We start from the raw sequence: 25,631 nt of genomic DNA, 5'->3' as shown, positions 1-25,631 counted from the left end.
ATCGCCGCGGGGGCTTGAGTTGCTACAGCCGCTGGATGATCGTCGCTGTCGAGAGCGCGCCGCCCGCGCACATCGTGATGAGCGCGAACTCCTTGTCCCTGCGCTCCAGTTCATGAAGCGCCGTCGCGATCAGCCTCGCCCCCGACGCCCCCACCGGATGCCCGAGCGCGATCGCGCCACCGTTCACGTTCACCTTCTCCAGGTCCTGCTCGAAGACCTGCGCCCAGCTCAACACCACTGACGCGAACGCCTCGTTGATCTCGACGATGTCGATGTCCTTCAGGGACATCCCCGCCTTGCCGAGCACCGCCCGCGTCGCGTCGATCGGCCCGTCCAGGTGGAAGTGCGGATCCGCCCCGACCAGCGCCTGCGCGACGATCCGCGCCCTCGGCTTCAGCTTGAGCGCCCGCGCCATCCGCTTCGACGCCCACATGATGGCGGAGGCGCCGTCGGAGATCTGCGAGGAGTTGCCGGCCGTGTGCACGGCCGTCGGCATCACCGGCTTGAGCTTCGCGAGGCCGTCCATGCTCGTGTCACGCAGCCCCTCGTCACGGTCGACGAGCCGCCACATGCCCTGCCCCGCGGCTTGCTCCTCCTCCGTGGTGGGCACCTGCACGGCGAACGTCTCGCGCTTGAAGCGCTCCTCGGCCCACGCGATCGCGGCCCGCTCCTGGGATATGAGACCGAGCGCGTCCACGTTCTCCCGGGTCAACTCCCGCTTGCGCGCGATGCGTTCCGCCGCCTCGAACTGATTGGGCAGGTCCACGTTCCACTCGTCGGGGAACGGCTTCCCCGGCCCGTGCTTGGACCCGGAGCCCAGCGGCACCCGCGACATCGCCTCGACACCGCACGAGATGCCCACGTCGATGACGCCCGCCGCGATCATGTTCGCGGTCATGTGCGAGGCCTGCTGGGACGAACCGCACTGGCAGTCGACCGTCGTCGCGGCCGTCTCGTACGGCAGGCCCATCGTCAGCCACGCCGTGCGCGCCGGATTCATGGACTGCTCGCCCGCGTGCGTGACCGTGCCGCCGACGATCTGCTCGACGCAGTCCGGCTGGATGCCGGTGCGGCCGAGGAGTTCGCGATATGTCTCGCCCAGTAGATAGGCGGGATGGAGATTGGCCAGCGCGCCGCCGCGCTTGCCGATCGGAGTGCGTACGGCTTCGACGATGACGGGCTCGGCTGCCATGACCTACGTCCTCTCCAGGATTCCCGGACCAGCACGACCAGAACTGGACAGATCTCGCGAACCTCTCGAACCTCGCGGGCACGAAACTAGAACGCGTACCAGTTCTGCTTGCAGTCTCGGGTCCCTTACCCCCGGTACGCAAGGGGCGTGCACGCACAACGCACCGAACGGATACGACCGCGGGCCTTGCTACTTCTAGAACCCGTTATTACCTTCACAGCCACAACTGACGGTTCGTCAGACCACCACGGGAGTGACTCCATGCCGTGCCCCGCGCTGCCCGACGGGTTCGACTTCACGGACCCCGACCTCCTCCAAAACCGCGTGCCCTACCCGGAGTTCGCCCAGCTCCGGCAGGCCGAACCGGTCCGCTGGATCCAGCAGGAGACCGGCATCTCCGGCTTCGCCGACTCCGGCTACTGGGCCGTGACCCGACACGCGGACGTCAAATACGTCTCCACGCACCCGGAGATCTACTCGTCCAACATCAACACAGCCGTGATCCGCTTCAACGAGTCGATCCAGCGCGACCAGATCGACATCCAGAAGATGATCATGCTCAACATGGACCCTCCTGAGCACACCCGCGTGCGCGGGATAGTGCAGCGCGGATTCACTCCGCGCGCCATCCGCTCCCTGGAGGAGAAGCTGCGGAGTCGGGCCCACAACATCGTGGCCGAAGCGGTCCGACAGGCGGGCCCCGACGGCTCGTTCGACTTCGTCACGAATGTCGCCGTCGAGCTGCCGCTGCAGGCGATCGCCGAACTCATCGGCATCGAGCAGAAGGACCGCGCCAAGGTCTTCGACTGGTCGAACAAGATGGTGGCGTACGACGACCCGGAGTACGCGATCACCGAGGAGATAGGCGCCGACGCCGCCATGCAGGTCATCGGCTACGCGATGAACCTCGCGGCCGACCGCAAGAAGTGCCCGGCCAAGGACATCGTGACCCAGCTGGTCGCGGCCGAGAACGAGGGCAACCTGTCCTCCGACGAGTTCGGCTTCTTCGTGATCCTGCTCGCCGTCGCCGGCAACGAGACGACCCGCAACGCGATCACCCACGGCATGCACGCCTTCCTCACCCACCCCGACCAGTGGGAGCACTACAAGCGGGAGCGGCCGAGCACCACGGCCGAGGAGATCGTGCGCTGGGCGACCCCGGTCGTCTCCTTCCAGCGGACCGCCACGCAGGACACCGAACTCGGCGGACAGAAGATCAAGGCGGGCGACCGGGTCGGTCTCTTCTACTCCTCCGCCAATCACGACCCGGAGGTCTTCGAGGACCCCGACACCTTCGACATCACCCGCGACCCGAATCCGCACCTCGGCTTCGGCGGCGGCGGTCCGCACTTCTGCCTCGGCAAGTCCCTGGCGATCCTGGAGATCGACCTGATCTTCAACGCGCTGGCGGACGCGGTACCGGATCTGCGCCTCGCGGGCGACCCCCGACGACTGCGCGCGGCCTGGCTGAACGGCGTCAAGGAACTTCAGGTGGCGACCACTTAAAGTCCCTCGGGCGATTGACGGGTGGGCCTTTAAAGTCCCTCGGGCGATTGACGAGTGGGCCTTTAAAGCCCCTGCGGCGATTGAGCAGCGGGGTCCGGGGCAGAGCCCCGCGACCGCGACACCGGCGCAGCCACAGAGGCCCGCGGCCCCGACAACACATACGTAAGGCCGAACCCGACACCGACGACCACCGCACCCCCCACCGCGTCGAGCACCCAGTGGTTCCCCGTCGCCACGATCGCGGACACCGTGAAGAAGGGGTGGACGAGGCCGAGCGCCTTCATCCACCACTTCGGGGCGAGGACGACGATGACGATGCCGCACCACAGGGACCAGCCGAAGTGCAGCGAGGGCATCGCCGCGTACTGGTTGGTGACCGCGGTGAGCGTCCCGTAGTCCGGCTTGGAGAAGTCCTGCACGCCGTGGACCGTGTCGATGAAGCCCAGCGTGGGCATCAGGCGCGGCGGCGCGAGCGGGTACAGCCAGAAGCCGACGAGGGCCAGGACCGTCGCGAAACCGAGGGAGGCGCGCGCCCAGCGGTAGTCCGCGGGGCGGCGCACGTAGAGGACCGCGAGGACCGTCAGCGGCACCACAAAGTGAAAGGACGTGTAGTAAAAGTCGAAGAAATCGCGCAGCCATCCCACCTGGACGACCGCATGGTTCGCCCAGTGCTCGATGTCGATGTGCAGGAACCGCTCCAGCGCGTGCACCTGCGCCCCGTGCTGCTCGGCGCGTGGCCTGCCGCCCGCGGCGACGATCCTGACCTGCTGATACGCGGAGTATCCGACGCGGATCAGGAGCAGTTCGAGCAGCAGATTGGGGCGGGCGAGCGCACGCCGCCACACCGGCAGCAGCGGCACCCACGCCCAGCGCGCGGGGGCCTGCTCCGGGTAGACGGTGGGCCGCGCCGCCCCGAAGGCCGGATCCGTGCGCCGCAGGAAGGGGACGGCGCAGGCCGCGGCGAGCACCGCGACCAGGACGAGGTTGTCCCGCAGCGGCGCGAGCACCGGCAGCTTCGGCAGGAGCGCGTCGGCCGGGAGCGTCATCACCAGCACGACGGCGACCGGCCACACCGCGCGGTCGGCGGTCTTGGCCCCCACCCTGCCGACGACCGCGAGCAGCACCCATAGAAGCTGGTGCTGCCACGTCGTCGGGGACACGGCGACCGCGACACAGCCGGTGACCGCGACGGCGAGCAGGAGCTGTCCGTCGCGCGCGTACGCGATGGAGCGGCGCAGGCCGAGCACGGTCACGGCGGCGCCGAGAGCCAGGAAGAGGGCGATCTCCAGCGGCCCGCTGAGACCCAGGCGCAGCAGCATGCCGTGCAGTGACTGGTTGGCGGTCGCGGCCGGATCGGTGGCGAGGCCGGTGCCCGCCAGGTGGTGCACCCAGTACGTCCACGAGTCCCGCGGCATCGCGAGCCAGGCGACGCCCGTGCCCGCGACGAAGACGGCCCCCGTCGTGGCGGCGGCCCTCCTGCGCCCCGTACTGCATTGTCCCGGGGATAACCCCCGGACCCCCAGCCGGACAAGCCGGTCGACCGGGGTGCCGGCTCCGGCATCGCGCGGCGAGCGTCGGTGAACCAGAGGAGCGGTGCGAACAGCAGCACGGTCGGCTGGAGCGCGGCGGCGACGCCGATCAGGACGCCCGACGCCGTCTGCCCGCGCACCGCGAAGCAGCCGAGCAGCACGAGCAGGACCGGGAGGATGCTGGTCTGGCCGAGCGTGAACGCGTTGCGAACCGGCAGCGACAGCATCAGCAGGCTGATCGCGACGGGCGCGGCGAACTGCGCCGTACGCCGGGACACGGGCCGCGGCAGGGCGCGCGCGGCGACCACGCCGAGCGCGACGACGAGGGCCAGCGAGCCGAACGTCCAGCCCCAGCCGAGCGCCTGCTCGGCCGCGCGCGCGAGCGGCTTGAGGACGAGCCCCGCGAACGGCGGCCCGGTGAACCGGTCGGGCGCGTCGTACAGCGAGCCGCTGACATGCAGCACCCCGTCGGGGCCGATCCAGGTCTCCAGATCGGTGAGTCGTTCACCCGGAGGAGCGCTCAGCACCGCCACGAGTTGACGCGCGCCCAGCACGGCCGCGATCAGCCACAGGCCGACGCGCAGCACGCCGAGCCGCCCCGTCACCGGATCCGTGGATCCCGGCGCCGCCCCTCCATGCTCCACGTTCGCCACGCCTTTCGGACCTCCCGCTCGACTCGGCCGGTTCACCGACATTCGCCGCACATTCGGTAAGACGCAGGCAATCGCTCCTTCACCTGTCTGTCCACCGGAATTTGACGGTTAGGCAGTGTCTTCGGCCACTTTGTCCCGGCCTTCACATGTGCGGTTCCGCGACATAGATCACAAGAATTTGCATCAGCACCGTGTGAAGGCTTTGACGTTTCCCCAGGCCGGAGAGGGTTTCCTCACGGAGTGGAGTTAACCGCACACTACCCGTTGTCGGCGCGGGCGCCCCTATGGTCGATCCGTCGGCCGTTCCGCGTGAACGGCCGTTGCTCTTGTCCCCCACGAAAGGAAGGCGAAGGACCCGTGTCCAGCGCCACTTCCATCGCCCCCAGTACCGTCCGGTCCTCCGCTCCTGCGAAGGACCGCACCTCATCCGAGCCCACCACCACCGACCCCGCGCTGGTCAAGCGCGCGGTCAAGGCGGCAGCCCTCGGCAACGCGATGGAGTGGTTCGACTTCGGCGTCTACGGCTACCTGACCGCGACGCTCGGGCACGTCTTCTTCCCGTCGGCGTCGAGCACGGCACAGGTCCTGTCCACGCTCGGCACCTTCGCCGCCGCCTTCCTCGTACGCCCGCTCGGCGGCGCCTTCTTCGGCCCGCTCGGCGACCGCATCGGCCGGCAGCGCGTCCTCGCCATCACCATGATCATGATGTCGGCGGGCACCTTCGCGATCGGCCTGATCCCGTCGCACGCCTCCATCGGCGTCTGGGCGCCGGTGCTGCTGATCGTGGCCCGCATGGTGCAGGGCTTCTCGGCCGGCGGTGAGTACGGCGGCGCCTGCACGTTCATCGCCGAGTACGCGCCGGACAAGCGCCGCGGCTTCTTCGGCTCGTTCCTGGAGCTCGGCACGAACGCCGGTTACGTCGCCGGCGCCGCGCTCGCGACGGTGCTGACGACGACGATGGCCGACGACGCCCTGTACAGCTGGGGCTGGCGCATCCCGTTCCTGATCGCGGGCCCGATCGGCCTCGTCGGTCTCTACGTCCGGATGAAGCTCGAGGAGACCCCGGCGTTCAAGAAGCTGGCGGACGAGGCCGAGGCGAAGGAGAAGTCCTTCCCGAAGCCGAAGCTGAAGGAGATGTTCGTCGGCAACGCGAAGCCGATGTTCCTGTGCATCGCGCTGGTCCTGGTCTTCAACGTGACCGACTACATGCTGCTCTCCTACATGCCGACGTTCCTGAGCGAGGAGCTGAGCTACGACGCCACGCACGGCACTCTGATCCTGATCGGCGTGATGCTGCTGATGATGGTCGTGCAGCTCCCGATGGGTATCGCCAACGACCGCTTCGGCCACCGCTGGGTGATCGGCATCGGCTGCGCCGGCTTCCTCGCGCTGTCCGTCCCCGCCATCCTGCTGATCCAGCAGGGCTCCACGTGGGCGATCGCGCTCGGCCTGGCCGCGCTCGGCCTGCTGCTCGTCTCGTTCACCTCGTCGATGCCCTCGACGCTGCCCGCCCTGTTCGACACGAAGGTCCGCTACGGCTCCCTGGCCGTCAGCTTCAACCTGTCCGTCTCGATCTTCGGTGGTACGACGCCGCTGGTCGTGGCCTCCCTCATCGCGGCCACGGGCAACCTCATGATCCCGGCGTACTACATGATGGCCGCAGCCGTCATCGGCGGTATCGCGGTGTGGCGCATGAAGGAGTCGGCGGGCAAGCCGCTGCCGGGTTCGCCGCCCGCGGTGTGACGTAGCGACACCGAACGTAGCGACACCCGTACGTGAGCGGGGCCGGAGCGATGCGTATCGCTCCGGCCCCGCTCGCGTTCCGGCGCCTACGCTGGCGGCCATGACGACTCACTCCGAAGAACGTCAACCGGCCGCCGTCGACGCCTACCTCGGCGGCCTCCTCGCCCCCGCCGACGAGGCCCTGGCCGCGGCCCTCTCCGACAGCGAGGCGGCGGGCCTGCCCGGCATCAACGTCTCGGCCACCAACGGGAAACTGCTCCACCTCGTCGCCCGCATCCAGGGCGCCCGCCGGATCCTGGAGATCGGCACGCTCGGCGGCTACAGCACCATCTGGCTGGCCCGCGCACTCCCCGCCGACGGGTCGCTTGTCACCCTGGAGTACAGCGCCCGGCACGCGGAGGTGGCCCGCGCCAACATCGCCCGCGCGGGCCTGGACAAGGTGGTCGAGGTCCGGGTCGGCGCGGCGCTCGACTCGCTGCCGCGCCTCGCCGAGGAGGGCGGCGACTTCGACCTCGTCTTCATCGACGCGGACAAGGCCAACAACCCGCACTACCTGGAGTGGGCCCTGCGCATGACGCACCCGGGCAGCGTGATCGTCGTCGACAACGTGGTGCGCGGCGGCCGGGTGACGGACCCCGACTCCACGGATGGCGACGTCGTCGGCACCCGCGCCGCCCTCCAACTCCTCGCGGACCACCCGAGGCTGGACGCGACGGCGATCCAGACGGTGGGCGCGAAGGGGCACGACGGCTTCGCGCTGGCCTACGTGAGTTCGTGACAGAAGCCGACGTTCACGCTGCGCGGCCCGCTCCGGTCGGCCACGAGCACCTCACCTGAGGAGCCGCGCGGCAGCGCCGCCACCCCGCCGTACGCGACGGGCTGTCCCGGCCCCCGCTCCCGCGGCCCGAACCGCACCCGTACCTCGGAGGCGGGGTCGTCCTGTGAGCCGCGCAGCCAGAACAGGATCCAGTCGCCCTCCGGTCCGCACCGGAACTCCAGGTGCACCCGCGACACGAACAGCCAGTCCTCCGGGGTGACGAGCCGGCACACGCTCGCGTCGCGGCCCACCCGCAGCACGGCTCCCGGCTCGCTCCGGGCCTCGGCCATGGCCATCGCGGCCGTCGCCCCCGCGTCGCCACCGGCCATGGTGGCCATGGTCAGTTCGAGCACCGCGCTCCCCCTCCTGCCACCACCACCGGCCTGCCTTCGCCACGCGCAGCCTATGGCGCCACGATCCGCTCTGGGACACTTGCTTCATGACCGAACGCAAACCGCCCGGAGTCAGCTTCGAGTCATTCGTCGACAAGCAGATCCGCGACGCGGAACGACGCGGCGACTTCTCGTCGCTGCCAGGCGCGGGCAAGCCGCTCGAATCCTCGGCCGACACCACGTACGACGAAAACTGGTGGATCAAGGGAAAGCTGGCCCGCGAGGGCTTCTCCGTCCTGCCGCCCTCGCTCGCCCTTCGCAAGGAGGCCGAGGACACCTTGGCGGCGCTGCCGAAGGCGCCGTCGGAGCGGATCGTGCGCCGCATGATCACGGAACTCAACGACAAGATCCGCGACATGATGTTCAAACCGCCGCCCGGGCCGCCGCTCGGCCTGAAGCCGTACACCTCGGACGAGATCGAGGAGATGGTGCGGGAGTGGCGGGAGGCGCGGCCGGGGCGCGAGTCGGCCTGATCGGGCGCTGAGGCACGATGGACGCATGAGCATCGTGAAGATCAACGCACTGACCGTCCCGGAAGAGCAGCGGGAAGTCCTGGAGAAGCGCTTCGGCGCGCGGGCCGGCGCCGTCGAGAACTCCGACGGGTTCGAGTGGTTCGAGCTGCTGCGCCCGATCGAGGGCACCGACCAGTACCTCGTCTACACCCGGTGGCGCGACGAGGCCGCCTTCCAGGCCTGGATGGAGGGGCCCATGAAGGCGGCCCACCAGGGCCCGCAGGGCGGCGACCGCCCGAAGCCGGCGTCGAGCGCGTCCACGGTGTGGTCGTTCGAGGTGGTCCAGCAGGCGGCGCCCAAGTCGGCGTAGCGCCGGACCGGGCCCCGCCCGGCGCGGGACCCGGTCCGCCTCGGAGGTGCCTTCGCTCAGAGGCTCAGGAGGCGCTCCGCCGTCTCCCGGTAGTCGCGGAGCGCGAGGCGCAGCCGCTCCGTGTCCTCCGTCGAGCCCTGCCACGTCGTGCGCAGGGTGCGGCGGTGGCCCGCGAGGGTCTCGGTGAGGCGGGCCGTCAGGTCCTCCAGGACGTGGTCGGCCTCCTCCACGGCGGCGCGCGGCTCGTCGACGAAGCCGGTGAGCGCGTGCCGCAGCCGGCCTTCGAGCGCCTCGCGCTCACCCGCCGGGACGAGATCGGAGCGCCGCCCGGCACGCGTTCCTGGCTCGGGGGCGACCTTGCCATCCGCCTCGCGGCCCGCCATGGAGCCCGGCGCGTGGTCCGGCTCGCGCCGCGTCGTGGGGACTGCGGGGTCCATCGCGACGCCCTTGTCGACGCCGTCGGCCTCGGCTCGTTCGATGTCCGTCATGTGTCTCAACTCCCCTTCGCCAGACGCCCCTTGAAGACGCCGTTCCGCTTGTCGCGGTGATGGTGGGCGGGCCGGTCCGAGGTGTGGGCGCGGGCCGTCGCGCGGTCCGGGCCGACCAGTTCGTCGAAGAGCGGCCGCGCCTCGACCATCGCCTCGCGCAGCTCCTCCGTCCCGGCCCTGCTCTCGTCCGCGCGGCCCGTGCGGGCGTGCGCCGCGCGGTGCACGCGCCGGTAGCCGTGCACGTGCGGGCCGTGGTGGACGGAGAGCGCGTCGAGCTGCTCGTCGTAGCGGTCGCCCTCCGGGAAGCCGCGCTCGTGCGCCAGGTCGGCGAGGAGCAGGTCCGCCTCGGCGACGGCGACGTCCGGGGACTCGACGAAGTGTTCCTGGGCGTCGGCCCAGCGGGCCAGGTAGCGCTCGCGGGCGGCGGGGTCCAGCGGCTGCTCGCGCAGCGCACCGTGGCGCCGCACGCGCTCGGCCAACTCCCGCTCGGCGGCCTTGGTGTCACCGTCGTGCCGCGCCACGGCCCGCTCGTACTCGGGCCCGAAGCGGCGCCGCAGCCCGCGCCCGCCACGGGGTGTGGACCGCGCGGCGAAGAACCCGGCCGCGACCACGATCACGACCCCCACCACGATCAGAGCGATGATCAAGCCTGTGGACATGACTGCCTTCCCTCAACTGTGGCTGTTGCGGGCCGGGTTGCCCCGGCGGGCCGCCTGAAACGGACCGGGCCCCGGCACGGCGAATTCCGGTTGCGCCCGTCCGCCCCACCGGCCTCACCATGTCCCATGAACACCACCACGTCCTGGACCGTCTCCCCGGAGCCGTACGACTCCCCCGCCGCGGCCGTGCTCTGGCGCGCGTACTACACGGAGGTCAGCGACCGCTGGTATCTGCTGCACGAGGGGCACGCGTCGGACCCGGCCGAGCTGGAGCGGGCGATCGCCGCCGAGTCCGGCAGTGAACTGGCGCCGCCCCACGGCCAGTTGCTGCTCGCGCGCTTCGCGGGCGAGCCCGCGGGGACGGCGGGCGTACGCCTTGTGGACGCGGTGACGGCCGAGCTCACGCGCGTCTACGTACGCGAGGAGTTGCGCGGCAAGGGCGGCGCCGCGCTCCTGGTGGCGGCGGCCGAGGGCGCGGCCCGCGCGCTCGGCGCGACCGCGATCCGCCTCGACACCCGCGACGACCTGGTGGAGGCACGGGCCCTGTACGCGCGGCTCGGCTACGAGGAGACGGCGCCGCACAACGACGACGTCTACGCCGAGCACTGGTTCAGGAAGGCACTGGCGTCGACCCCGCGCTCGCGTGCGGACGCTCCTCGTCCGAGCCGCACATCTCCATGTTGAGGTCCCTGACCAGCCGGACGAGGTCGCGGGGGCGGTCCGGGCCCCACCAGTCGCCGAGCAGTTCGGCGAGGGACTCCTCGCGGGCCCGCGCGAGGCGTTCGGCGACGACGCGGCCCTCGTCGGTGAGGATCAGGTCGGGGCCCTCGCGCACGGCGAGGCGGCGCTCCTCGACCTGCCGGGCCGCGTCGAGGATCACGGGCAGCGGGATCGCCGTGTACTCGGCGAGCACGCCCGGCTCGGCCCACCCGTTGCGATGGGTGCGCAGGACCAGCCAGCTCGCGGCGGGCAGCAGGTCGTAACCGGCCTTCGCGGTGATCTTCTCGTACACCTCGCGGCGCCCCTCGCGGCTCCCGAGCGTGGACAGGGCGCGCACCGCCTCGTCGTACGAGGAGCGCTCGACGGGGTTGCTGGCGAGCGTCTCGGTGACGTCGGGCGCGGTGACCGAGCCGCGCAGCGGGTCCTCGTGCAGGAGCAGCGCGAGCGCGAAGGCGAGCAGCGTGACGGGGACCGCGTACAGGAAGACGTCCGTGATGGACGTGGAGTAGGCGTGGATCACCGGCGCCCGCACGTCCGGCGGGAGCGAGGCGATGCCGCGCGGGTCGGCGCCGAGCGAGTCCGGAGTGACGCCCGGCGGCAGCTGCCGTCCGGTGAGAGCGTCGCCGAGCCTGCTGCCGAGCTGGTTCGCGAAGATCGTGCCGAAGATCGCCACACCGAACGAGGCGCCGATGGACCGGAAGAACGTGGCGCCCGATGTGGCCACGCCCAGATCCTCGTAGGGGACGGCGTTCTGCACGATCAGGACCAGGACCTGCATGACGAGGCCGAGGCCCGCGCCGAAGACGAAGAAGTACAGGCTCATGACGCCGGTGGCCGTGTGCTCGTCCATGTTGTGCAGGAGCAGCAGCCCGATCAGGGTGATGGCCGTGCCGGCGACCGGGAACATCTTCCAGCGCCCGGTGCGGCTGACGACCTGCCCGGACAGCGTGGTCGACAGCAGGATGCCGAAGACCATGGGGAGCATGTGCACACCGGACATGGTCGGTGTGACGCCCTGTACGACCTGGAGGAACGTCGGCAGGTACGTCATCGCGCCGAACATCGCGAAGCCGATGACGAAGCTGATGATCGCGGAGAGAGTGAAGGTGCGGACCCGGAACAGGCGCATCGGCAGGACCGGTTCCGACGCCCGGAACTCCACGAAGACGAAGGCCACCCCGAGTACGACGCCGAGCGCCGCGAGACCGATGATCTGCGGCGAGCCCCAGGCCCAGGTGGTGCCGCCGAGCGAGGCGACCAGGACGAGGCAGGTGGCGACGGAGGCGACGAGGAACGTGCCGAGGTAGTCGATGCGGTGCTTGGTGGAGCGGACCGGGATGTGCAGGGCCGCGGCGATCACGAGGAGCGCGACGACGCCGATCGGCAGATTGACGTAGAAGACCCAGCGCCAGCTCAGGTGCTCGGTGAACAGTCCGCCGAGCAGCGGTCCGAGGACGCTCGTCGCGCCGAAGACCGCGCCGAACAGGCCCTGGTATTTGCCGCGTTCACGCGGCGAGACGATGTCGCCGACGATCGCCATGGACAGCACCATGAGGCCGCCGCCGCCGAGTCCCTGGAGGGCACGGAAGCCGATCAACTGGCCCATGTTCTGGGAGAGTCCGCAGAGCGCGGAGCCCACCAGGAAGATGAGGATGGCGAGTTGGAAGAGCTTCTTGCGCCCGTACTGGTCGCCGAGCTTTCCCCACAGCGGGGTCGCCGCCGTCGCGGCGAGCATGTACGCGGTGACGACCCAGGACAGATGCTCCAGGCCGCCGAGGTCGCTGACGATGGTCGGCAGGGCCGTGGAGACGATCGTCTGGTCGAGCGAGGCCAGCAGCATGCCGAGCAGCAGCGCGCCGATCGACACGAGGACGCCGCCGGACTTGGCGTTCTCCTTGGGTGCGGCGGGCGCTCCGCGACCGCTGTCTCCCGGTCCCACGGCGTCGACGTCCTGGCTGCTCATGGCCACCTCCGAAGCCGGCCCGGCCCGGAAGGGACCGGGTGCTTGGTACTTCCCATCCTGGTAGGTGTGACCAGGTTTGGCCTGTTGAGTCATGCGGCGCTCGAAGTTTTTCGCGGCGGTTTCCGGTCACTCCGTGCACACCGGTGCTGACGAGCGTTTATGGGACCGGCGCTGCGGCCGGGGCCCGCGGGTCTGCATAATGCGCTGGAGCGACCGGCGGGGGGCCGGGACGCTCGGAGGGGGTTCTCGGCAGTGAGCGAAGAACGTCGTACGTGTCCGGAGTGCGGGACCGGGGAAGGCCCCGACGGCGCACCGTCCTGCGCCTGCGATCCGGAAGCCTTCGCTCCGCTCCGTGTCCGCCCCTACGTCTCGCTCTCGGAGCCCTCGCAGCCCGCCCCGCCGCGGGCCGCCGACCCGTACGCGTACCCGCCGCCTCCCGCGCACACCGCGGACGACGACGCCGACGAGGGACCGGAGCCGGACGAACCGGCCAGGCACGGCCGGATGCTGCTGCTCTCCGCGGTCACGGCCGTGCTGAGCGTGGCGACCCTGGTGACGGTGCTGATCACGTCTCCGGGCGACGACGGGGCCTCGGCCTCCGACAACACGGCCGCGAAGGCGACGGCGATGCCGTTCACCCCGTCCCGCTCGGCGACCTCCTCCGCGACACGCTCCGCGTCCCCGTCGGCGAAGGACACCCCGCCCCCGTCGCCCTCGCCGACGCACTCACGGACGGTCACGCCCTCACCCAGCGCGACCGGCGAGAAGCCCGCCACGGAGCAGAAGGAGCACAAGAAGAGCCCGTCGGCCTCCCCCTCCCGCTCCACGTCGTCGACGCCGAGGGACGCGACGACACTGCGCAGGGGCGACCACGGCCAGGACGTCGCCGAACTCCAGTGGCGCCTCAAGCAGTTGAACATCTACGTGGGCGACGTCAACGGCGACTTCGACAGCTCCACGGAGACCGCGGTCGGCACCTACCAGTTCTCACGCGGCATCAAGGACGACAAGCACGGCGAATACGGCCCCCCGACCCGCACAGCCCTGGAACGCGAGACCGGTGGTCAACGGATACGGAGGCACGGATAGCCAAGGGGCGCGGGGAACTGCGCGCCCGACCCCATCACGGCGCGATCCGCACCGGACCCAAACCAATGTGGCCCAGGGCAGAACGTCACCCCAGATGCAGCGCAACCTCACCATCGGCCAGAACCTCGACCCGCACCCCCGAAAGATCCGCCACACAGACGGTGGGCCCGTGCCGAAGAGCACGAGGCCCAACCCCCACCACCCGCATCCCCGCGGAGCGCCCCGCCGCGATCCCCGCCCCCGAGTCCTCGAAGACGACGCAGTCCGCCGGATCGACTCCCAGCTCGGCCGCGCCCTTCAGGAACCCCTCGGGGTCGGGCTTGCTGGCCCCCACGTTCTCCGCGGTCACCCGCACCGCCGGGTACGCGAGCCCCGCCGCCCCCATCCGTGCCGTCGAGAGCGCGAGATCGGCGGAGGTGACGAGGGCGTGCGGAACGCCACCCGTGACGAGCGACTCCAGGAACCGCGGAGCGCCCGGCACGGCGACGACGCCCTCCACGTCGGAGGTCTCCTCGGCGAGCATCCGCGCGTTGTCCGCGTAGTTCTCCTCCATCGGCCGCTCGGGGAGCAGCTCGGCCAGCGTGGCGTGGGCCTGGCGGCCGTGCGCGACGGAGAGGACCTCCTCGGCGTCGAATCCGTGGGCGGCGGCCCAGCGGCGCCAGATCCGCTCGACGACGGCGTCGGAGTTGACGAGGGTGCCGTCCATGTCGAGGAGGAGTGCGCGCGCCTTCAGAACAGTGGGGACAGTGGGCGTGGCCGTCATCGGCGGGCTCCAGACTGCGGAGGGCTGCGGAGGCAGAAGAGGGACAAGGCGGCCCCGCCCGCTGGTCAGGGTTGAACGGGCGGGTGCCACTTTGTTTCTCCACGATACAAAAACTCTCCCGAAGATCGCCACCCGCCCCCCTCGCACCGCGCCGACCACCCCCTGCGCCGCAGGTCAGCGCGTCGTGGGCGGCGATGACGGGAACGTCTTCGTGTACGGATTCTCCAACCCCGGCGGCGCGATCAGCGCGACCTGCGGCGCTCCGGGCTGCGGCGCGGGCGGGGTCATCTGCGCCTTCGGGAGCGGCGGCGGGCCGGTCTGCTGGGCGAGGGCCTGGTCCATGTTGACGAGGCCGGTCTTCTCCAGGACCTCCATGTGGTCGCGCACGACGTCGTTGGCCTCGTTCGCGAGCCGCCGTATCTCGGTGTTCCGGGTGGTGGCCCGGATGTTGCTGATGGCCGGGAAGATCTGCCCGTGCGTCACGCGCATGATGTTCGACGCCGTGGAGTCGAACTCCGTGCCGCGCTTGGACTCCACGGTCACCACGAACTGCTGTTGCTGCGCCGTGGGTTGGTTGGGCAGCGTGATGCCCAGATCCTGGGAGATCTTGCGGCAACTGGCGTCCAGCAGGGAGTGCCCGACGACGAGGTGCCGCCCGGCCGTCTTCATCGCCGGCGTCGTCCCCCGCTTCAGGACCTCCTGACCCAGGGGGAATTCCCACAGCCCCGCCGACCTGACCTTGACCACGAAGTCCCGGTCGGCCTCGGTGAGCGGACCCCAGCGGGTGCTGCCGACGACGCGCGCCTGCGTCGTGGTCGTGTTCTGCACGCCGAGCATGGCCGGATAGGCCAGGGCCGAGACGGTGACGATCAACGCGCCGATCACGAAGAAGTTTCCGGCCGTGGAGCGCGAGAGCCGCATGGTGCCTCCAGTAGCGAACGAGGGACACCGGAGAGTACGGACGCGGACCCCGGACCGATCAGCACTCGGCGAAAATCCCCTCGTTCTTTTTCGCGTCCGGCCCCCGCCAACTCCCGTTTCACCGGGCCCACTTGTGATCGACCCCCGGGCCCGCCACCATATTGACGCGACCCTGCCACACCGAACACCCCACGGCACCCAGCACGCCCACCGCACGGCAGGTCCCACGTAACTCCACCCCACACCAAGGGAGTTCACATGCGCCCCAGCTCGACCCCGCGCCGCATACGCCCGGTCTACGCGCGTCGATCCTCGTTCGCCGCGGCGGCCACCGGCGTCACCGCCCTCGCCCTGCTGCTCGCCGCCCCGTCCGCCCAGGCCTCCCCGCCCACCCCCGTCAGCGCCGCCACCGCCCGTACGTACCTCGGCGAGCTGACCGAGAAGGCGGAAGGTTCCTCCGACGGCTACAGCCGCGACAAGTTCCCGCACTGGATCACCCAGTCCGGCACGTGCAACACCCGCGAGGAGGTCCTCAAGCGCGACGGGAAGAACGTCGTGACGGGCTCCGACTGCGCGGCGACGTCCGGCAGTTGGTACTCCGAGTACGACGGCGCGACGTGGACCGCGGCCTCCGACGTCGACATCGACCACGTCGTCCCGCTGTCCGAGGCGTGGAAGTCGGGCGCCAGTTCCTGGACCACCGCCGCACGCCAGGGCTTCGCCAACGACCTCACTCGGCCGCAACTCATCGCGGTCACCGACAACGTCAACCAGTCCAAGGGCGACCAGGACCCGGCCGAGTGGATGCCCTCGCGCACCGCGTACACCTGCACGTATCTGCGGATGTGGGTCCAGGTGAAGCACTACTACAAGCTCAGCGTCGACCCGGCGGAGAAGTCGGCGATCCAGTCGGGCCTCAGCGGCTGCTGAGGCCCCGGGGCCGGGCTTCCCGGAACCTGCCCGCCCTCCCCGACGTTCCGTACCGTACGGTGCCGGAACGTCGGGGATACGAGCGGAGGCGATCACGTGGCGAGGCTGCGCCTTGGACCACTGCTGCGGTACGTGGACGAGGAAACGGCGACGGTGTGGGTCGAGGCGAGCCGGCCCTGCGTCGCCGAGGTGCGCTGCGCGGACGGCGCTTCGGGCAGCGCGGCCACGTTCCAGATCGACGGGCACCACTACGCGCTGGTCCCGGTCACCGGGCTCACTCCCGGCACGGAGACCACGTACGAGGTGGTCCTCGACGGCGGCGGGGTCTGGCCGCTGCCGGACTCGCCGTTCCCGGCCAGCACCATCCGCACCCCGGCGTACGGGGCGGACGCCCCGGTCCGCGTCACCTTCGGCTCCTGCCGCTGGGCGGCGCCGCCCGCCGCCGAACACGACCCCGTCGGCCCCGACGCCCTCGACACCCTGGCCGCCCGCATCGCGGCCGACCCGGACGCGGAGCGCCCCGACGTCCTGGTCCTCCTCGGTGACCAGGTCTACGCGGACGAGACCTCCCCGGCGACGCAGGCATGGCTGGCCCGCCGCCGCGACCTCTCGGAACCCCCCGGCACCGAGGTCGCCGACTACCAGGAATACACGCACCTCTACTACGAGTCATGGCTCGACCCGGAGGTCCGCTGGCTGCTCTCCACGGTCCCCAGCTGCATGATCTTCGACGATCACGACCTGATCGACGACTGGAACACCAGCGCCTCCTGGCTCGCGGACATGCGCGCGATCCCGTGGTGGCGCGAGCGCCTGCTCAGCGGCCTGATGTCGTACTGGGTGCACCAGCACATCGGCAATCTGTCGCCCGCCGCCCTCGCGACCGACCCCGTCTACGCCGCCGTGCGCGCGACCCCCGACGGGACGGACGCCCTGCGGGAGTTCGCGGCGCGCGCCGACGCGGACCCCGACTCCGTCCGCTGGAGCTACCGCCGCGACTTCGGCCGCGTACGGCTGCTGATGGTGGACTCGCGGGCGGCCCGCGTCCTGGACGAACAGCACCGGTCGATGCTCTCGCCCAGCGAAGCGAAATGGCTGCGCGAACAGGCCCTGGCGGACCACGGCACGTACGACCACCTCCTCATCGGCACCTCACTTCCGTGGCTGCTCCCGCACCTCATCCACGACGCGGAGGAGTGGAACGCGGCGCTGTGCCGGGGCGAGCGGGGGCCGCGCTGGGCGCGGTTCGGGGAGGATCTGCGGCGGCGGGCGGACCTGGAGCACTGGGCGGCGTTCCCGACGTCGTTCGCGGCGCTCGCGGACCTGATCGCGGAGGCCGGCTCGGGCGACGCGGCGCCGGCGACCATCTCGGTCCTCTCCGGTGACGTCCATCACGCGTACGTCGCCGAGCCGACCTGGCCCGCGGGCGCGGCGGCGCCGAGCGCCCGGGTCCTGCAACTCACCTGCTCCCCGGTCCACAACTCCGTCCCGGCGTCCATACGCGTCGGCTTCCGCTTCGGCTGGAGCCGGTTCGGCCGGCTCATCGGCCGCCGCTTCGCCCGCCACGCACGCGCGGGCGCACCCCACATCACCTGGCGCCGCACGGGCGGCCCCTGGTTCGGCAACCAACTGATGACCCTGACCCTCCACTCCCGCGCCGCCCACCTGACCCTCACCCAGGCAACCCCCCACAACACCCTGACCCAAACCGACACCCGAACCTTGACGTAAACACCGAGACACCCCCCATCGCACCAATCAAGCCGCTGCGGCCTATCAAGCCCCGCCGGCGCTTGAGGCGCGGGGCCCGGGGCAGAGCCCCGATCTTTCAAGCCCCGCCGGCGATTGAGGCGCGGGGTCCGGGGCGGAGCCCCGTGGCGTAGGAACGTCGGGCCAGGTGAGACGGACCACACCCCCACCACCCCACACCACTCCCGGCAGGGAAACGGCATGATGAGGCGGTCCATCCGCTTCCCAGCACCCCCACATGCCTCGGGAGTCCCCCTTGCCCGTCCCCCACCCCGCGCTCGCCGTCGCCCTCGTCGGCGCGGGCCCCCGCGGCACCAGCGTCCTGGAGCGCCTCACCGCGTCGGCGGACGAGCTCCTCCCGCCCGGGGCCCACCTCACGGTCCACGTGATCGACCCGCACCCCCCTGGCGCCGGCGCCGTCTGGCGCACGGACCAGGCGCCGGAACTCCTCATGAACACGGTCGCCTCGCAGGTCACCCTGTTCACCGACGACAGCGTCGACTGCTCGGGCCCGATCCGCCCGGGCCCGAGTCTGTACGAGTGGGCGCTGCGGCACGACACGCCCGTCGGCCCCGACGCGTACCCGACCCGCGCCCAGTACGGGCGCTATCTGCGCTGGGTGCACGCCGAGACGGTGGCGGCCGCCCCCGCGTCCGTCGAGGTCGTCACGCACGCCACCCGCGCCGTCCGCCTCGACGACACCGAGGGCGGCCATCAGGCCCTCACCCTCGCCGACGGCCACCGCCTCACCGGCCTGCACGCGGTCGTCCTCACCCAGGGCCACCTGCCCGCCGTCGCCACCCCGGCCGAGCGCTGCCTCACCGAGTACGCCGGGCGGCACGGCCTGCGCCACCTCCCGCCCGCCAACCCGGCCGACCTCGACCTGAGCCCCCTGGCCCCCGGCGAACCCGTCCTCCTGCGCGGCCTCGGCCTCAACTTCTTCGACCACATGGCCCTGCTGACGGAAGGCCGCGGCGGACGCCACGTACGCACGGCGGACGGCGGCCTGCGCTACCTGCCCTCGGGCAACGAGCCCCGCCTGTACGCGGGTTCACGCCGCGGCATCCCGCACCAGGCGCGCGGCGACAACGCCAAAGGGGCGTACGGCCGCCACCAACCCGCCGTACTGACACCCGACTTGATAGCCGGATTCCGCAAAAGAGCCGACTCCGCGGACGCCCCCGACTTCCTCGCCGACATATGGCCGCTGGTCGCGAAAGAGGTCGAGACGGTCTACTACGAGGCGCTCCTGCGGGCCACCGACGCCCGCCCCCGCACCGAAGCCCCCTTCCGCGAGCGCTTCCTCGCCACACCCCACCGCTCCCGCCAAGAGGCCACCGTTCTCCGGGAGTTCGGGATTCCCGAGGACCTTCTGTGGTCCTGGGACCGCGTCTCCCGCCCGACCTCGGGCCGCACATACACCTCGCCCGCCACATGGCACACCTGGCTTCTCGGCCATCTCCGCGAGGACGCCGCACACGCCGCGCTCGGCAACGTGGACGGGCCGGTGAAGGCCGCCCTCGACGTACTGCGCGACCTGCGCAACGAGCTGCGGCTCGTCGTCGACCACGGCGGCCTGACCGGCGCCTCGCGCCGCGATCACCTCGACCGCTGGTACACCCCGCTCAACGCGTTCCTGTCGATCGGGCCGCCCCGGCGCCGTATCGAGGAGATGACCGCGCTGATCGAGGCCGGCGTCCTGACCGTCGTGGGGCCACGCATGGAGGTGAGGGCGCAAGGCGGCCGTTTCGTGGCGCACTCGCCCGACGTGCCCGGTTCGACCGTGAGGGTCACCACACTCATCGAGGCCCGACTGCCCGAGCCCGACATCCGCAGGACCGCCGACGACCTGCTCGAACGCCTCCTCAAGACCGGCGGCGCCCGGCCGCACTCGGTCGACGGGCACGAGACCGGCGGCCTCGACGTCACACCTCGCCCGTACCACCTGATCAACCGTCAAGGCCGGGCACACGCACGGCGGTTCGCCTTCGGCGTGCCCACCGAGGGGGTGCACTGGGTGACCGCCGCGGGCGCCCGTCCGGGCGTCGACTCGGTCACCCTGTCCGACGCCGACGCGGTGGCCCGCGCCGCCCTGCGCACGGCCGGGTCGAACCCCGCGCCGGCCGAAGCGGAGGCGGATCCGGAGGGCGATCATGGCCGGATGTTGAACTTGCAAGCACTAATTAGGTTCCCCTAATCTTTGGCGCCCCACACCGGTGGCGGCAGCGGCGACGAAGGCGCTCCTCGCGCCGGTGCTCTCGGTTTCGTCCCCACCGACCGAAGGAGCCCCACCATGACTGGACGTCTGAACAGCGCCCAGCCCTACGCCCTCGGCCTCTTCCGCATCGTCATAGGCCTGCTCTTCACCTGCCACGGCGCCTCCTCGCTCTTCGGCGTCCTCGGCGGCGCGATGGGCAATGGCGGCACCATCCCGACCGGCACCTGGCCCGGCTGGTACGCGGCCGTGATCCAGCTCGTCGGCGGCGCCCTCGTGCTGCTCGGCCTCGGCACCCGCTTCGCCGCCCTGATCGCGTCGGGCTCGATGGCCTACGCGTACTTCAAGGTCCACCAGCCCGAGGCCCTGTGGCCGCTCCAGAACGGCGGCGAGGCCTCCGTGCTGTTCTGCTGGGCGATGCTGCTGCTCGTCTTCACCGGCTCCGGCGCGCTGGGCCTCGACCGCCTCTTCGCCGGACGCGGCGAGCGGGTCGAGGAGACCGCACCGGCCGGCGAGGCCGTCCCGGCCTGACGCACCCCGCGCGTACGGCGGCGGCCCGCTCCCCACGTGAACCGTGGAGGGCGGGCCGCCGCCGTACGCACCGGGCCCCTGGAAACGGAGCCTCAGAGAATCGAGCCTCCGGAGATCGAGGCGAACGGCACCGTGAAGCACGCCACCCGGTCCCCCGACGTGCCCGGCTTGTCATGGATCACGATGGAGCCCGCGCCGCCCGGCCGCAGCCCCCACGACTTGTGCACCTTCGCGCTGCCGTTGCCGTCCGCGTCGGCGGTGAAGTCGAGCCAGAGCTCGTTCTCGGCGGTCACCCGCTTCGGGTCCACCACGTTCTGGTAGTGCCCGCCCGCCGCCTTCGGGTCGGCGCCGCACGCCTTCTGGTGCACGTGCGCGCCGTACTTGTGACCTGGGACGAGCCCTCTCACGTACAGGCTCACGGTCATGCCCGATTCCGTTCCGTGCTGCGCCACCTGGATCGACGACGCCGGGGGCACGAGGCCCTTGTCGTACGTGAGCGCCGACGACGCCACGAACGCGTTGGGCGGCGAGAAGTGCCCCGCCGCCCGCACCCAGTAACTCGTCGTCGCGCTCGCCGTGCCGCTCGTCACCGCGAGCATGGCCGCAGCCAACACACCCGTCACGATTTTTGCTTTCATTTCCGGTTCCTCCGCTCACTCGGGGTCACGGGACCCGTCCACTACTGGCTTTTTGGTACGGGACGTGACCGACCCATCACGGCAGGAACACGCGGGAACGTGAGATCGGGAACATCTGTGCCCCTTTCGCCACTTCAGCCACTTCCGAGGCGTACGCTGTAGAGCTGTCATGTCAGCCGCTCCTGCCTGGAGGGAACGGCCGGGAAACACCGGAACGGTCCGTACGGGAGTAGGCGAACAGTGCTGCAGAGTGTCCTGGGGTCGCTGACCGACAGCTCATGGATCTACGCGATCGTGGCGCTCTCCGTCGTCTTCGACGTCTTCGTGCCCGTGCTGCCCAGCGGCTTCCTCGTGATCGCCGCGGCCACCGCGACCGCGGGCGGCGCCGCCGCCACCGGCGGCGTGCCGCACCCCGACCTCCCCGACCTGCTGGCCCTCACCCTCTGCGCCGCGACGGCCTCGGTCCTCGGCGACCTGGTCGCGTACCGGATCGCCTGGCGCGGCGGCGAGCGCCTGGACCGCGCCCTGGCCCGCTCGCGGCGCCTGAGCACCGCGCAGGAACGTCTCGGCGGGGCGCTCGCGCGCTCCAGCGGCGGACTGCTCGTGATCATCGCCCGGTTCGCGCCCGCGGGCCGCTCGGTCGTCTCCTTCGCGGCCGGCACGGCGCACCGCCGGGTCCGCGAGTTCCTGCCGTGGTCCGCGCTCGCGGGCGTGGCCTGGGCCGCGTACAGCGTGGCGCTCGGCTACTTCGGCGCGCAGTGGCTCGGCGCGAGCTGGCTCTCCACCGTCGTCTCGGTCCTCGCCCTGGTGGGCGCGGGCGCGGTGGCGGCGTATGTGATGCGCAGGCCGGTTCCGGCGGCTCAGGAGGCCTGAGCGGCCTTCGGGTGCCCGCGCACCTCGAGTCCGTCGAGCAGCTCGGCGGTCGCGCGGGCGATGTCGTCCACCGCCCGTTCGAACACCTCGCGATTGTGCGCGGCCGGCGCCCGGAAGCCGGACACCTTCCGCACGTACTGAAGGGCGGCGGCCCTGATCTCGTCCTCGGTGGCCTCTTCGGGGAGGACGGGCGGGCGAAGGGTCTTGATGCTGCGGCACATGCCTCCAGTCTGCCGCCACGGCCCGCCCGGCACCCGGCGATCGACCACACGTTCGCGTGAACTGCCCGACGAAGTAGCCGAAGTTGCTCGCACCCCAAATTCGAACAGACGTACCATTGCCGGGTGGCAGCGATCGATGATTCCGACTTCGACTTCCCCGACGACCTCCTCGCGGGCCAGGCAGAGCTGCATCAGATCAGGGCCGAACTCCTGGCCCTGCTGAAGCGGCTCCCCTGGTCGGTCGAGCCCCACGATGCCGTCATGGACACGCAGGGCTGGCGCAAGATGGAGCGCGCGGCCTCCCCCGGCTGGAGCGAGGACGAACAGGCGGAGGTCGAGAAGCTCCGCAGGCGCGAGCTGGAGCTGGCCATCTTCGTGACGTGCCACCGGTACTGGTCCGAACTGTCGGGCGCCGACGCGGTGCGGGCCCGCGCACGCCTCAAGCACGTACACGACAAGCCGACGAACGACGAACCGGGGAACGACGAGCCGGGGAACGACGAGCCGGGGAACGACGAGCCGGGGAACGACGAAGGCCCCCGGGCTTGATCGCCTGAGGGCCTTCGTTCATCGTGCTTCACGCATCGCGGTGGGCGCGGACGGTTTCGAACCGCCGACATTCTGCTTGTAAGGCAGACGCTCTACCCCTGAGCTACGCGCCCGTGATCCCGGCGTACCGCCAGGACGAGTCGACAGCCTACCTTGCCGGTGCCCATGCTCGGCAAACAGGTAACCCCCAGGCCGACGCCGACGCGACGCGGACGAAAGTCACCCGGCGAACCGCGAACTAACGGACCCGTGTGTTCGTCATTAACCGATGGGAGAATGGACCGGGCAGAGCTGATGACGGCACGGACAGCGCGGGAGAGGTTAGTGACGGCGACGACGACCACGAGGAACGCGCGTCAGTCGTCCGCCCCCGGTTCCCGACGCCCCGCGGCGTCCTTCGGACGCGCCCTCAAGGACACCCTGACGCTCGTCGCCCTCCCGCTCCCCCTCCTCACGGCCACGCTCACGGGCGCGTTCAACGCCGGAGGCACCCGCCGGTGGTTCGGGGGCCGCGCCGAATCGCAGCGCGCGCAGGCCCAGGCCGCCAAGGACGACGCGGCCGCGGCCTTCTACGAGCTGGACACCGCGCAGCGCGACCTGCGCATCTCGATCGAGACGATCACCGCGGTCGACGACTCGCCGGCCGCCCGCCGCGCCGTGGACGACTTCGCGGGGCTCGGCCGCCGCATCGACGAGGCCAGCGGGCAGTACATCACCGCGGTCGACGCCACCGACCTGGACCGCGACGACCTCGAAGCGTCGGCCGCCTCCCGCGCGCACACCCAACTCACGCAGGCGAAACAGCAGTTGACGCAGGTCAAGCAGGACCTGGACCGCTTCGCACAGGGCATCGGACCGCTGCTCGGCAAGGCGGAGACGCAACTGGCGCGGGTCGCCCCGTCCGTGGAGCGCGCCCGGCAGGCCCTGCTCGCGGCGACGACCGCGCTCGACTCCGTACGGCAAGCGGGCCTGAAGGCCGACGACCTGGCGGGCCGGCTCGCCGCCCTCGGCCCCGAGCTGACCAAGCTCAACCAGGGGGCGGGGCAGCACGGCGTACCGGAGACGCTGGAGCGCGCGGAGCGGGTCGCGCGTGACGCCGAGTCCGTGCGGGCCGAGGCCGAGCGGCTGCCCGAGCGGGCGGCCGAGATCGACCGCAGGCTCGTCTCCCTGCGCACCCGCGCCCAGGCGCTCCAGACGCGGGCGGGGCAGGTCGAGCCGGTGCTGAGCGAGCTGCGGCGCCGGTTCACCGCCGCGTGCTGGCAGGACCTCCAGTCCGTGCCGGACACGGCGGCGGAGAACGTGCGGCAGGCCGAGTCCAAGCTCGCCGAGGCGCGGGCGGCCCGCGAGAGCCAGGACTGGCCGAACGCGACGGCACTGCTGTCCACGGTCCGCGCGCTGCTGAACGCGACGGACGAGTCGGTGTCGGCGGCCTCCGACCGCCTCCAGCGGCTGAACGCGGTGGCGAAAGATCCGCGGGCGGAGATCGACCGCACCCGGTTCGCGATCCGGGACGCGCAGCGCCTCGCGATGGCAGGCCGCTCCACACCCGACCCACGGCACGCCCGCCCCCTCGACGACTCGGTGGCACGCCTGGACCGCGCCGTCGCGGGCCTGGAGGGACGGCACCCCGACTACTGGCACTTCCTGACCGAGACGGAGAGCGTGCGCCGGACGGTGGCCCGCGTGGTCACACAGATCCGCGAGGACCGCGGCGGCGGCGTCTGACGTTGGCGTTCGCCGGGGGACGGGCGGATCCTGGAGGTACGTACGTTCCTCAGGTGCACACGTGCCGCGTGCTGGGAAGCGAGGCGATCATGTCCACGCACGTACTCCACCCCAGGCCCCGACGCCATGTCACGCTCGACGAGCATCTGCCCCTCGACCACCGCCTCAGCAAGGTGTACCGCACCGGGGCGGGCCTCATGGGACTCGTCCTGCTCGCCTTCGGCATCCTCGGGCTCATCGACAAGATCGGCTTCTTCGACACCCGCGGGGACACCGTCGCGGGCCTGAACACGAACGGCGCGCTGAGCGTCCTGTCCATCTGCGTCGGCCTGCTGCTCTTCGCCGGAATGCTGATCGGCGGCAACTTCGCGTCGACGCTCAACATGACGCTGGGCATCCTGTTCATCCTCAGCGGCTTCGTGAACCTGGCCCTGCTGGACACCGACCTCAACTTCCTGGCGTTCCGCATCCAGAACGTGCTGTTCAGCTTCGTCGTCGGCGTACTGCTGATGTTCTTCGGCATGTACGGCCGGGTCAGCGGGACGCTGCCGCACGACAACCCGTACTGGCAGGCCAGGCACGCACCAACTGACCGGGCCTGACCGTACTCTTGGCGCATGCCACGCTACGAGTACCGCTGCCGCAGCTGCGCCACAATCTTCGAACTCAGCCGCCCCATGTCCGCCTCCGCCGCCCCGGCCACCTGCCCCGAGGGCCACGAGGACACAACCAAGCTCCTCTCAACGGTCTCGGTGGCAGGCACGGCCACGTCTCCGGCCCCGAGCGCCGCTGCCGGTGGCGGCGGATGCTGCGGGGGCGGCTGCTGCGGCTGACCCGGGGCCGGACGGCCGCCACCGGCGTTACGGCCTCGGGGCTCCGCCCCGGCCCCCGCGCCTCAATCGCCGGCGGGGCTTGATATTGCCGCCCGAGCCTCGGGCAACCT

General features: G+C 71.1%; 25 protein-coding genes, 1 tRNA gene and 1 pseudogene. 16 read left to right on the top strand and 11 right to left on the bottom strand.

All coding sequences use genetic code 11. The features are described from left to right. Positions 1–22 precede the first annotated feature (22 nt). A complete protein-coding gene (locus ACP4E5_RS31130; protein ID WP_425834447.1) occupies positions 23–1,192 on the bottom strand; it encodes a steroid 3-ketoacyl-CoA thiolase in 1,170 nt (389 codons plus the stop codon). 261 nt (positions 1,193–1,453) lie between these two features. Here ACP4E5_RS31130 and ACP4E5_RS31125 point away from each other — a divergent pair, with 261 nt between their 5' ends. Continuing rightward, positions 1,454–2,698: a cytochrome P450 gene (locus tag ACP4E5_RS31125; protein ID WP_425834445.1), complete on the top strand. Its 1,245-nt coding sequence runs from the start codon at positions 1,454–1,456 to the stop codon at positions 2,696–2,698. A gap of 62 nt (positions 2,699–2,760) precedes the next feature. On the opposite strand, the pseudogene ACP4E5_RS31120 reads toward ACP4E5_RS31125, so the two are convergent. Next, positions 2,761–4,880: pseudogene (locus ACP4E5_RS31120) on the bottom strand (bifunctional glycosyltransferase 87/phosphatase PAP2 family protein). A 357-nt stretch (positions 4,881–5,237) separates the two neighbouring features. Here ACP4E5_RS31120 and ACP4E5_RS31115 point away from each other — a divergent pair. After that, on the top strand, positions 5,238–6,623 hold the full coding sequence (locus tag ACP4E5_RS31115; RefSeq protein ID WP_425834443.1) for an MFS transporter: 1,386 nt from the start codon (positions 5,238–5,240) through the stop codon (positions 6,621–6,623). A 100-nt stretch (positions 6,624–6,723) separates the two neighbouring features. Beyond that, complete coding sequence (locus tag ACP4E5_RS31110; protein ID WP_425834441.1) at positions 6,724–7,401, top strand: O-methyltransferase; 678 nt, start codon at positions 6,724–6,726, stop codon at positions 7,399–7,401. Here the strand turns inward: ACP4E5_RS31110 and ACP4E5_RS31105 are convergent. Beyond that, on the bottom strand, positions 7,386–7,793 hold the full coding sequence (locus ACP4E5_RS31105) for a hypothetical protein (RefSeq protein ID WP_425834439.1): 408 nt from the start codon (positions 7,791–7,793) through the stop codon (positions 7,386–7,388). The genes ACP4E5_RS31110 and ACP4E5_RS31105 overlap by 16 nt on opposite strands. A gap of 86 nt (positions 7,794–7,879) precedes the next feature. On the opposite strand from ACP4E5_RS31105, the gene ACP4E5_RS31100 reads away from it, so the two are divergent. Together ACP4E5_RS31100 and ACP4E5_RS31095 are read left to right on the top strand one after the other, a co-directional pair. Next, entirely contained in the window at positions 7,880–8,305 is a 426-nt protein-coding gene (locus ACP4E5_RS31100) for a DnaJ family domain-containing protein (RefSeq protein WP_425834437.1), read from the top strand. 25 nt (positions 8,306–8,330) lie between these two features. Continuing rightward, positions 8,331–8,654, top strand: a complete 324-nt coding sequence (locus tag ACP4E5_RS31095; protein ID WP_425834435.1) for an antibiotic biosynthesis monooxygenase family protein — start codon at positions 8,331–8,333, stop codon at positions 8,652–8,654. Positions 8,655–8,710: 56 nt separating this feature from the next. On the opposite strand, the gene ACP4E5_RS31090 is transcribed toward ACP4E5_RS31095, so the two are convergent. Beyond that, the gene (locus tag ACP4E5_RS31090; RefSeq protein ID WP_425834433.1) at positions 8,711–9,142 is read right to left on the bottom strand and encodes a hypothetical protein; all 432 of its coding nucleotides are present in this window, start codon (positions 9,140–9,142) and stop codon (positions 8,711–8,713) included. 5 nt (positions 9,143–9,147) lie between these two features. Further along, positions 9,148–9,801: a hypothetical protein gene (locus tag ACP4E5_RS31085; protein ID WP_425834431.1), complete on the bottom strand. Its 654-nt coding sequence runs from the start codon at positions 9,799–9,801 to the stop codon at positions 9,148–9,150. Positions 9,802–9,927: 126 nt separating this feature from the next. Between ACP4E5_RS31085 and ACP4E5_RS31080 the strand changes: the two genes are divergently transcribed. Further along, on the top strand, positions 9,928–10,485 hold the full coding sequence (locus tag ACP4E5_RS31080; protein WP_425834429.1) for a GNAT family N-acetyltransferase: 558 nt from the start codon (positions 9,928–9,930) through the stop codon (positions 10,483–10,485). Here the strand turns inward: ACP4E5_RS31080 and ACP4E5_RS31075 are convergent. Next, positions 10,412–12,484, bottom strand: coding sequence for an MDR family MFS transporter (locus tag ACP4E5_RS31075; protein ID WP_425834427.1), 2,073 nt, complete (start codon positions 12,482–12,484; stop codon positions 10,412–10,414). The genes ACP4E5_RS31080 and ACP4E5_RS31075 overlap by 74 nt on opposite strands. 252 nt (positions 12,485–12,736) lie before the next feature. Here ACP4E5_RS31075 and ACP4E5_RS31070 point away from each other — a divergent pair, with 252 nt between their 5' ends. Beyond that, positions 12,737–13,573, top strand: coding sequence for a peptidoglycan-binding domain-containing protein (locus ACP4E5_RS31070; RefSeq protein WP_425834425.1), 837 nt, complete (start codon positions 12,737–12,739; stop codon positions 13,571–13,573). Positions 13,574–13,658: 85 nt separating this feature from the next. On the opposite strand, the gene ACP4E5_RS31065 is transcribed toward ACP4E5_RS31070, so the two are convergent. Together ACP4E5_RS31065 and ACP4E5_RS31060 are read right to left on the bottom strand one after the other, a co-directional pair. Further along, positions 13,659–14,336 carry an HAD-IA family hydrolase gene (locus ACP4E5_RS31065; protein ID WP_425834423.1) on the bottom strand — a complete coding sequence of 226 codons (678 nt, stop codon included), beginning with the start codon at positions 14,334–14,336 and terminating at the stop codon, positions 13,659–13,661. A 174-nt stretch (positions 14,337–14,510) separates the two neighbouring features. After that, positions 14,511–15,257, bottom strand: coding sequence for a DUF4142 domain-containing protein (locus tag ACP4E5_RS31060; protein WP_425834421.1), 747 nt, complete (start codon positions 15,255–15,257; stop codon positions 14,511–14,513). 285 nt (positions 15,258–15,542) lie between these two features. Here ACP4E5_RS31060 and ACP4E5_RS31055 point away from each other — a divergent pair, with 285 nt between their 5' ends. The 4 genes from ACP4E5_RS31055 (at position 15,543) to ACP4E5_RS31040 (ending at position 20,682) form a co-directional block, all read left to right on the top strand. Next, entirely contained in the window at positions 15,543–16,187 is a 645-nt protein-coding gene (locus ACP4E5_RS31055) for an HNH endonuclease family protein (RefSeq protein ID WP_425841773.1), read from the top strand. Between the two features lie 96 nt (positions 16,188–16,283). After that, positions 16,284–17,918 (top strand): alkaline phosphatase D family protein, encoded by a 1,635-nt coding sequence (locus ACP4E5_RS31050; protein ID WP_425834419.1) that lies wholly within the window; start codon positions 16,284–16,286, stop codon positions 17,916–17,918. A gap of 256 nt (positions 17,919–18,174) precedes the next feature. Further along, positions 18,175–20,133, top strand: a complete 1,959-nt coding sequence (locus ACP4E5_RS31045; protein WP_425834417.1) for an FAD/NAD(P)-binding protein — start codon at positions 18,175–18,177, stop codon at positions 20,131–20,133. 96 nt (positions 20,134–20,229) lie between these two features. Then, positions 20,230–20,682, top strand: coding sequence for a DoxX family protein (locus ACP4E5_RS31040; RefSeq protein WP_425834415.1), 453 nt, complete (start codon positions 20,230–20,232; stop codon positions 20,680–20,682). Positions 20,683–20,774: 92 nt separating this feature from the next. Here ACP4E5_RS31040 and ACP4E5_RS31035 read toward each other — a convergent pair whose 3' ends face one another. After that, positions 20,775–21,320 carry a superoxide dismutase family protein gene (locus tag ACP4E5_RS31035; RefSeq protein WP_425834413.1) on the bottom strand — a complete coding sequence of 182 codons (546 nt, stop codon included), beginning with the start codon at positions 21,318–21,320 and terminating at the stop codon, positions 20,775–20,777. A 240-nt stretch (positions 21,321–21,560) separates the two neighbouring features. On the opposite strand from ACP4E5_RS31035, the gene ACP4E5_RS31030 reads away from it, so the two are divergent. Continuing rightward, positions 21,561–22,193, top strand: coding sequence for a DedA family protein (locus ACP4E5_RS31030; RefSeq protein ID WP_425834411.1), 633 nt, complete (start codon positions 21,561–21,563; stop codon positions 22,191–22,193). Here ACP4E5_RS31030 and ACP4E5_RS31025 read toward each other — a convergent pair. Beyond that, complete coding sequence (locus tag ACP4E5_RS31025; protein ID WP_425834409.1) at positions 22,181–22,414, bottom strand: DUF2277 domain-containing protein; 234 nt, start codon at positions 22,412–22,414, stop codon at positions 22,181–22,183. The genes ACP4E5_RS31030 and ACP4E5_RS31025 overlap by 13 nt on opposite strands. Positions 22,415–22,546: 132 nt before the next feature. Between ACP4E5_RS31025 and ACP4E5_RS31020 the strand changes: the two genes are divergently transcribed. Continuing rightward, positions 22,547–22,963, top strand: coding sequence for a hypothetical protein (locus ACP4E5_RS31020; RefSeq protein WP_425841771.1), 417 nt, complete (start codon positions 22,547–22,549; stop codon positions 22,961–22,963). Positions 22,964–23,004: 41 nt separating this feature from the next. Here the strand turns inward: ACP4E5_RS31020 and ACP4E5_RS31015 are convergent. Beyond that, a tRNA-Val gene (locus ACP4E5_RS31015) sits at positions 23,005–23,076 on the bottom strand. 181 nt (positions 23,077–23,257) lie between these two features. Between ACP4E5_RS31015 and ACP4E5_RS31010 the strand changes: the two genes are divergently transcribed. From ACP4E5_RS31010 to ACP4E5_RS31000, 3 genes are all read left to right on the top strand, one after another. Continuing rightward, positions 23,258–24,688, top strand: a complete 1,431-nt coding sequence (locus tag ACP4E5_RS31010; RefSeq protein WP_425834407.1) for a coiled-coil domain-containing protein — start codon at positions 23,258–23,260, stop codon at positions 24,686–24,688. Positions 24,689–24,777: 89 nt separating this feature from the next. Beyond that, a complete protein-coding gene (locus ACP4E5_RS31005) occupies positions 24,778–25,290 on the top strand; it encodes a DUF4383 domain-containing protein (protein ID WP_425834405.1) in 513 nt (170 codons plus the stop codon). A gap of 15 nt (positions 25,291–25,305) precedes the next feature. Further along, complete coding sequence (locus tag ACP4E5_RS31000; RefSeq protein WP_425834403.1) at positions 25,306–25,521, top strand: FmdB family zinc ribbon protein; 216 nt, start codon at positions 25,306–25,308, stop codon at positions 25,519–25,521. Positions 25,522–25,631 lie beyond the last annotated feature (110 nt).

It is taken from the genome of Streptomyces fractus (genome assembly GCF_049844455.1).
GTDB lineage: Bacteria > Actinomycetota > Actinomycetes > Streptomycetales > Streptomycetaceae > Streptomyces > Streptomyces fractus.
The sequence above is the reverse complement of the archived record's forward strand: the minus strand, read 5'-3'. Positions and strand labels throughout refer to the sequence as shown.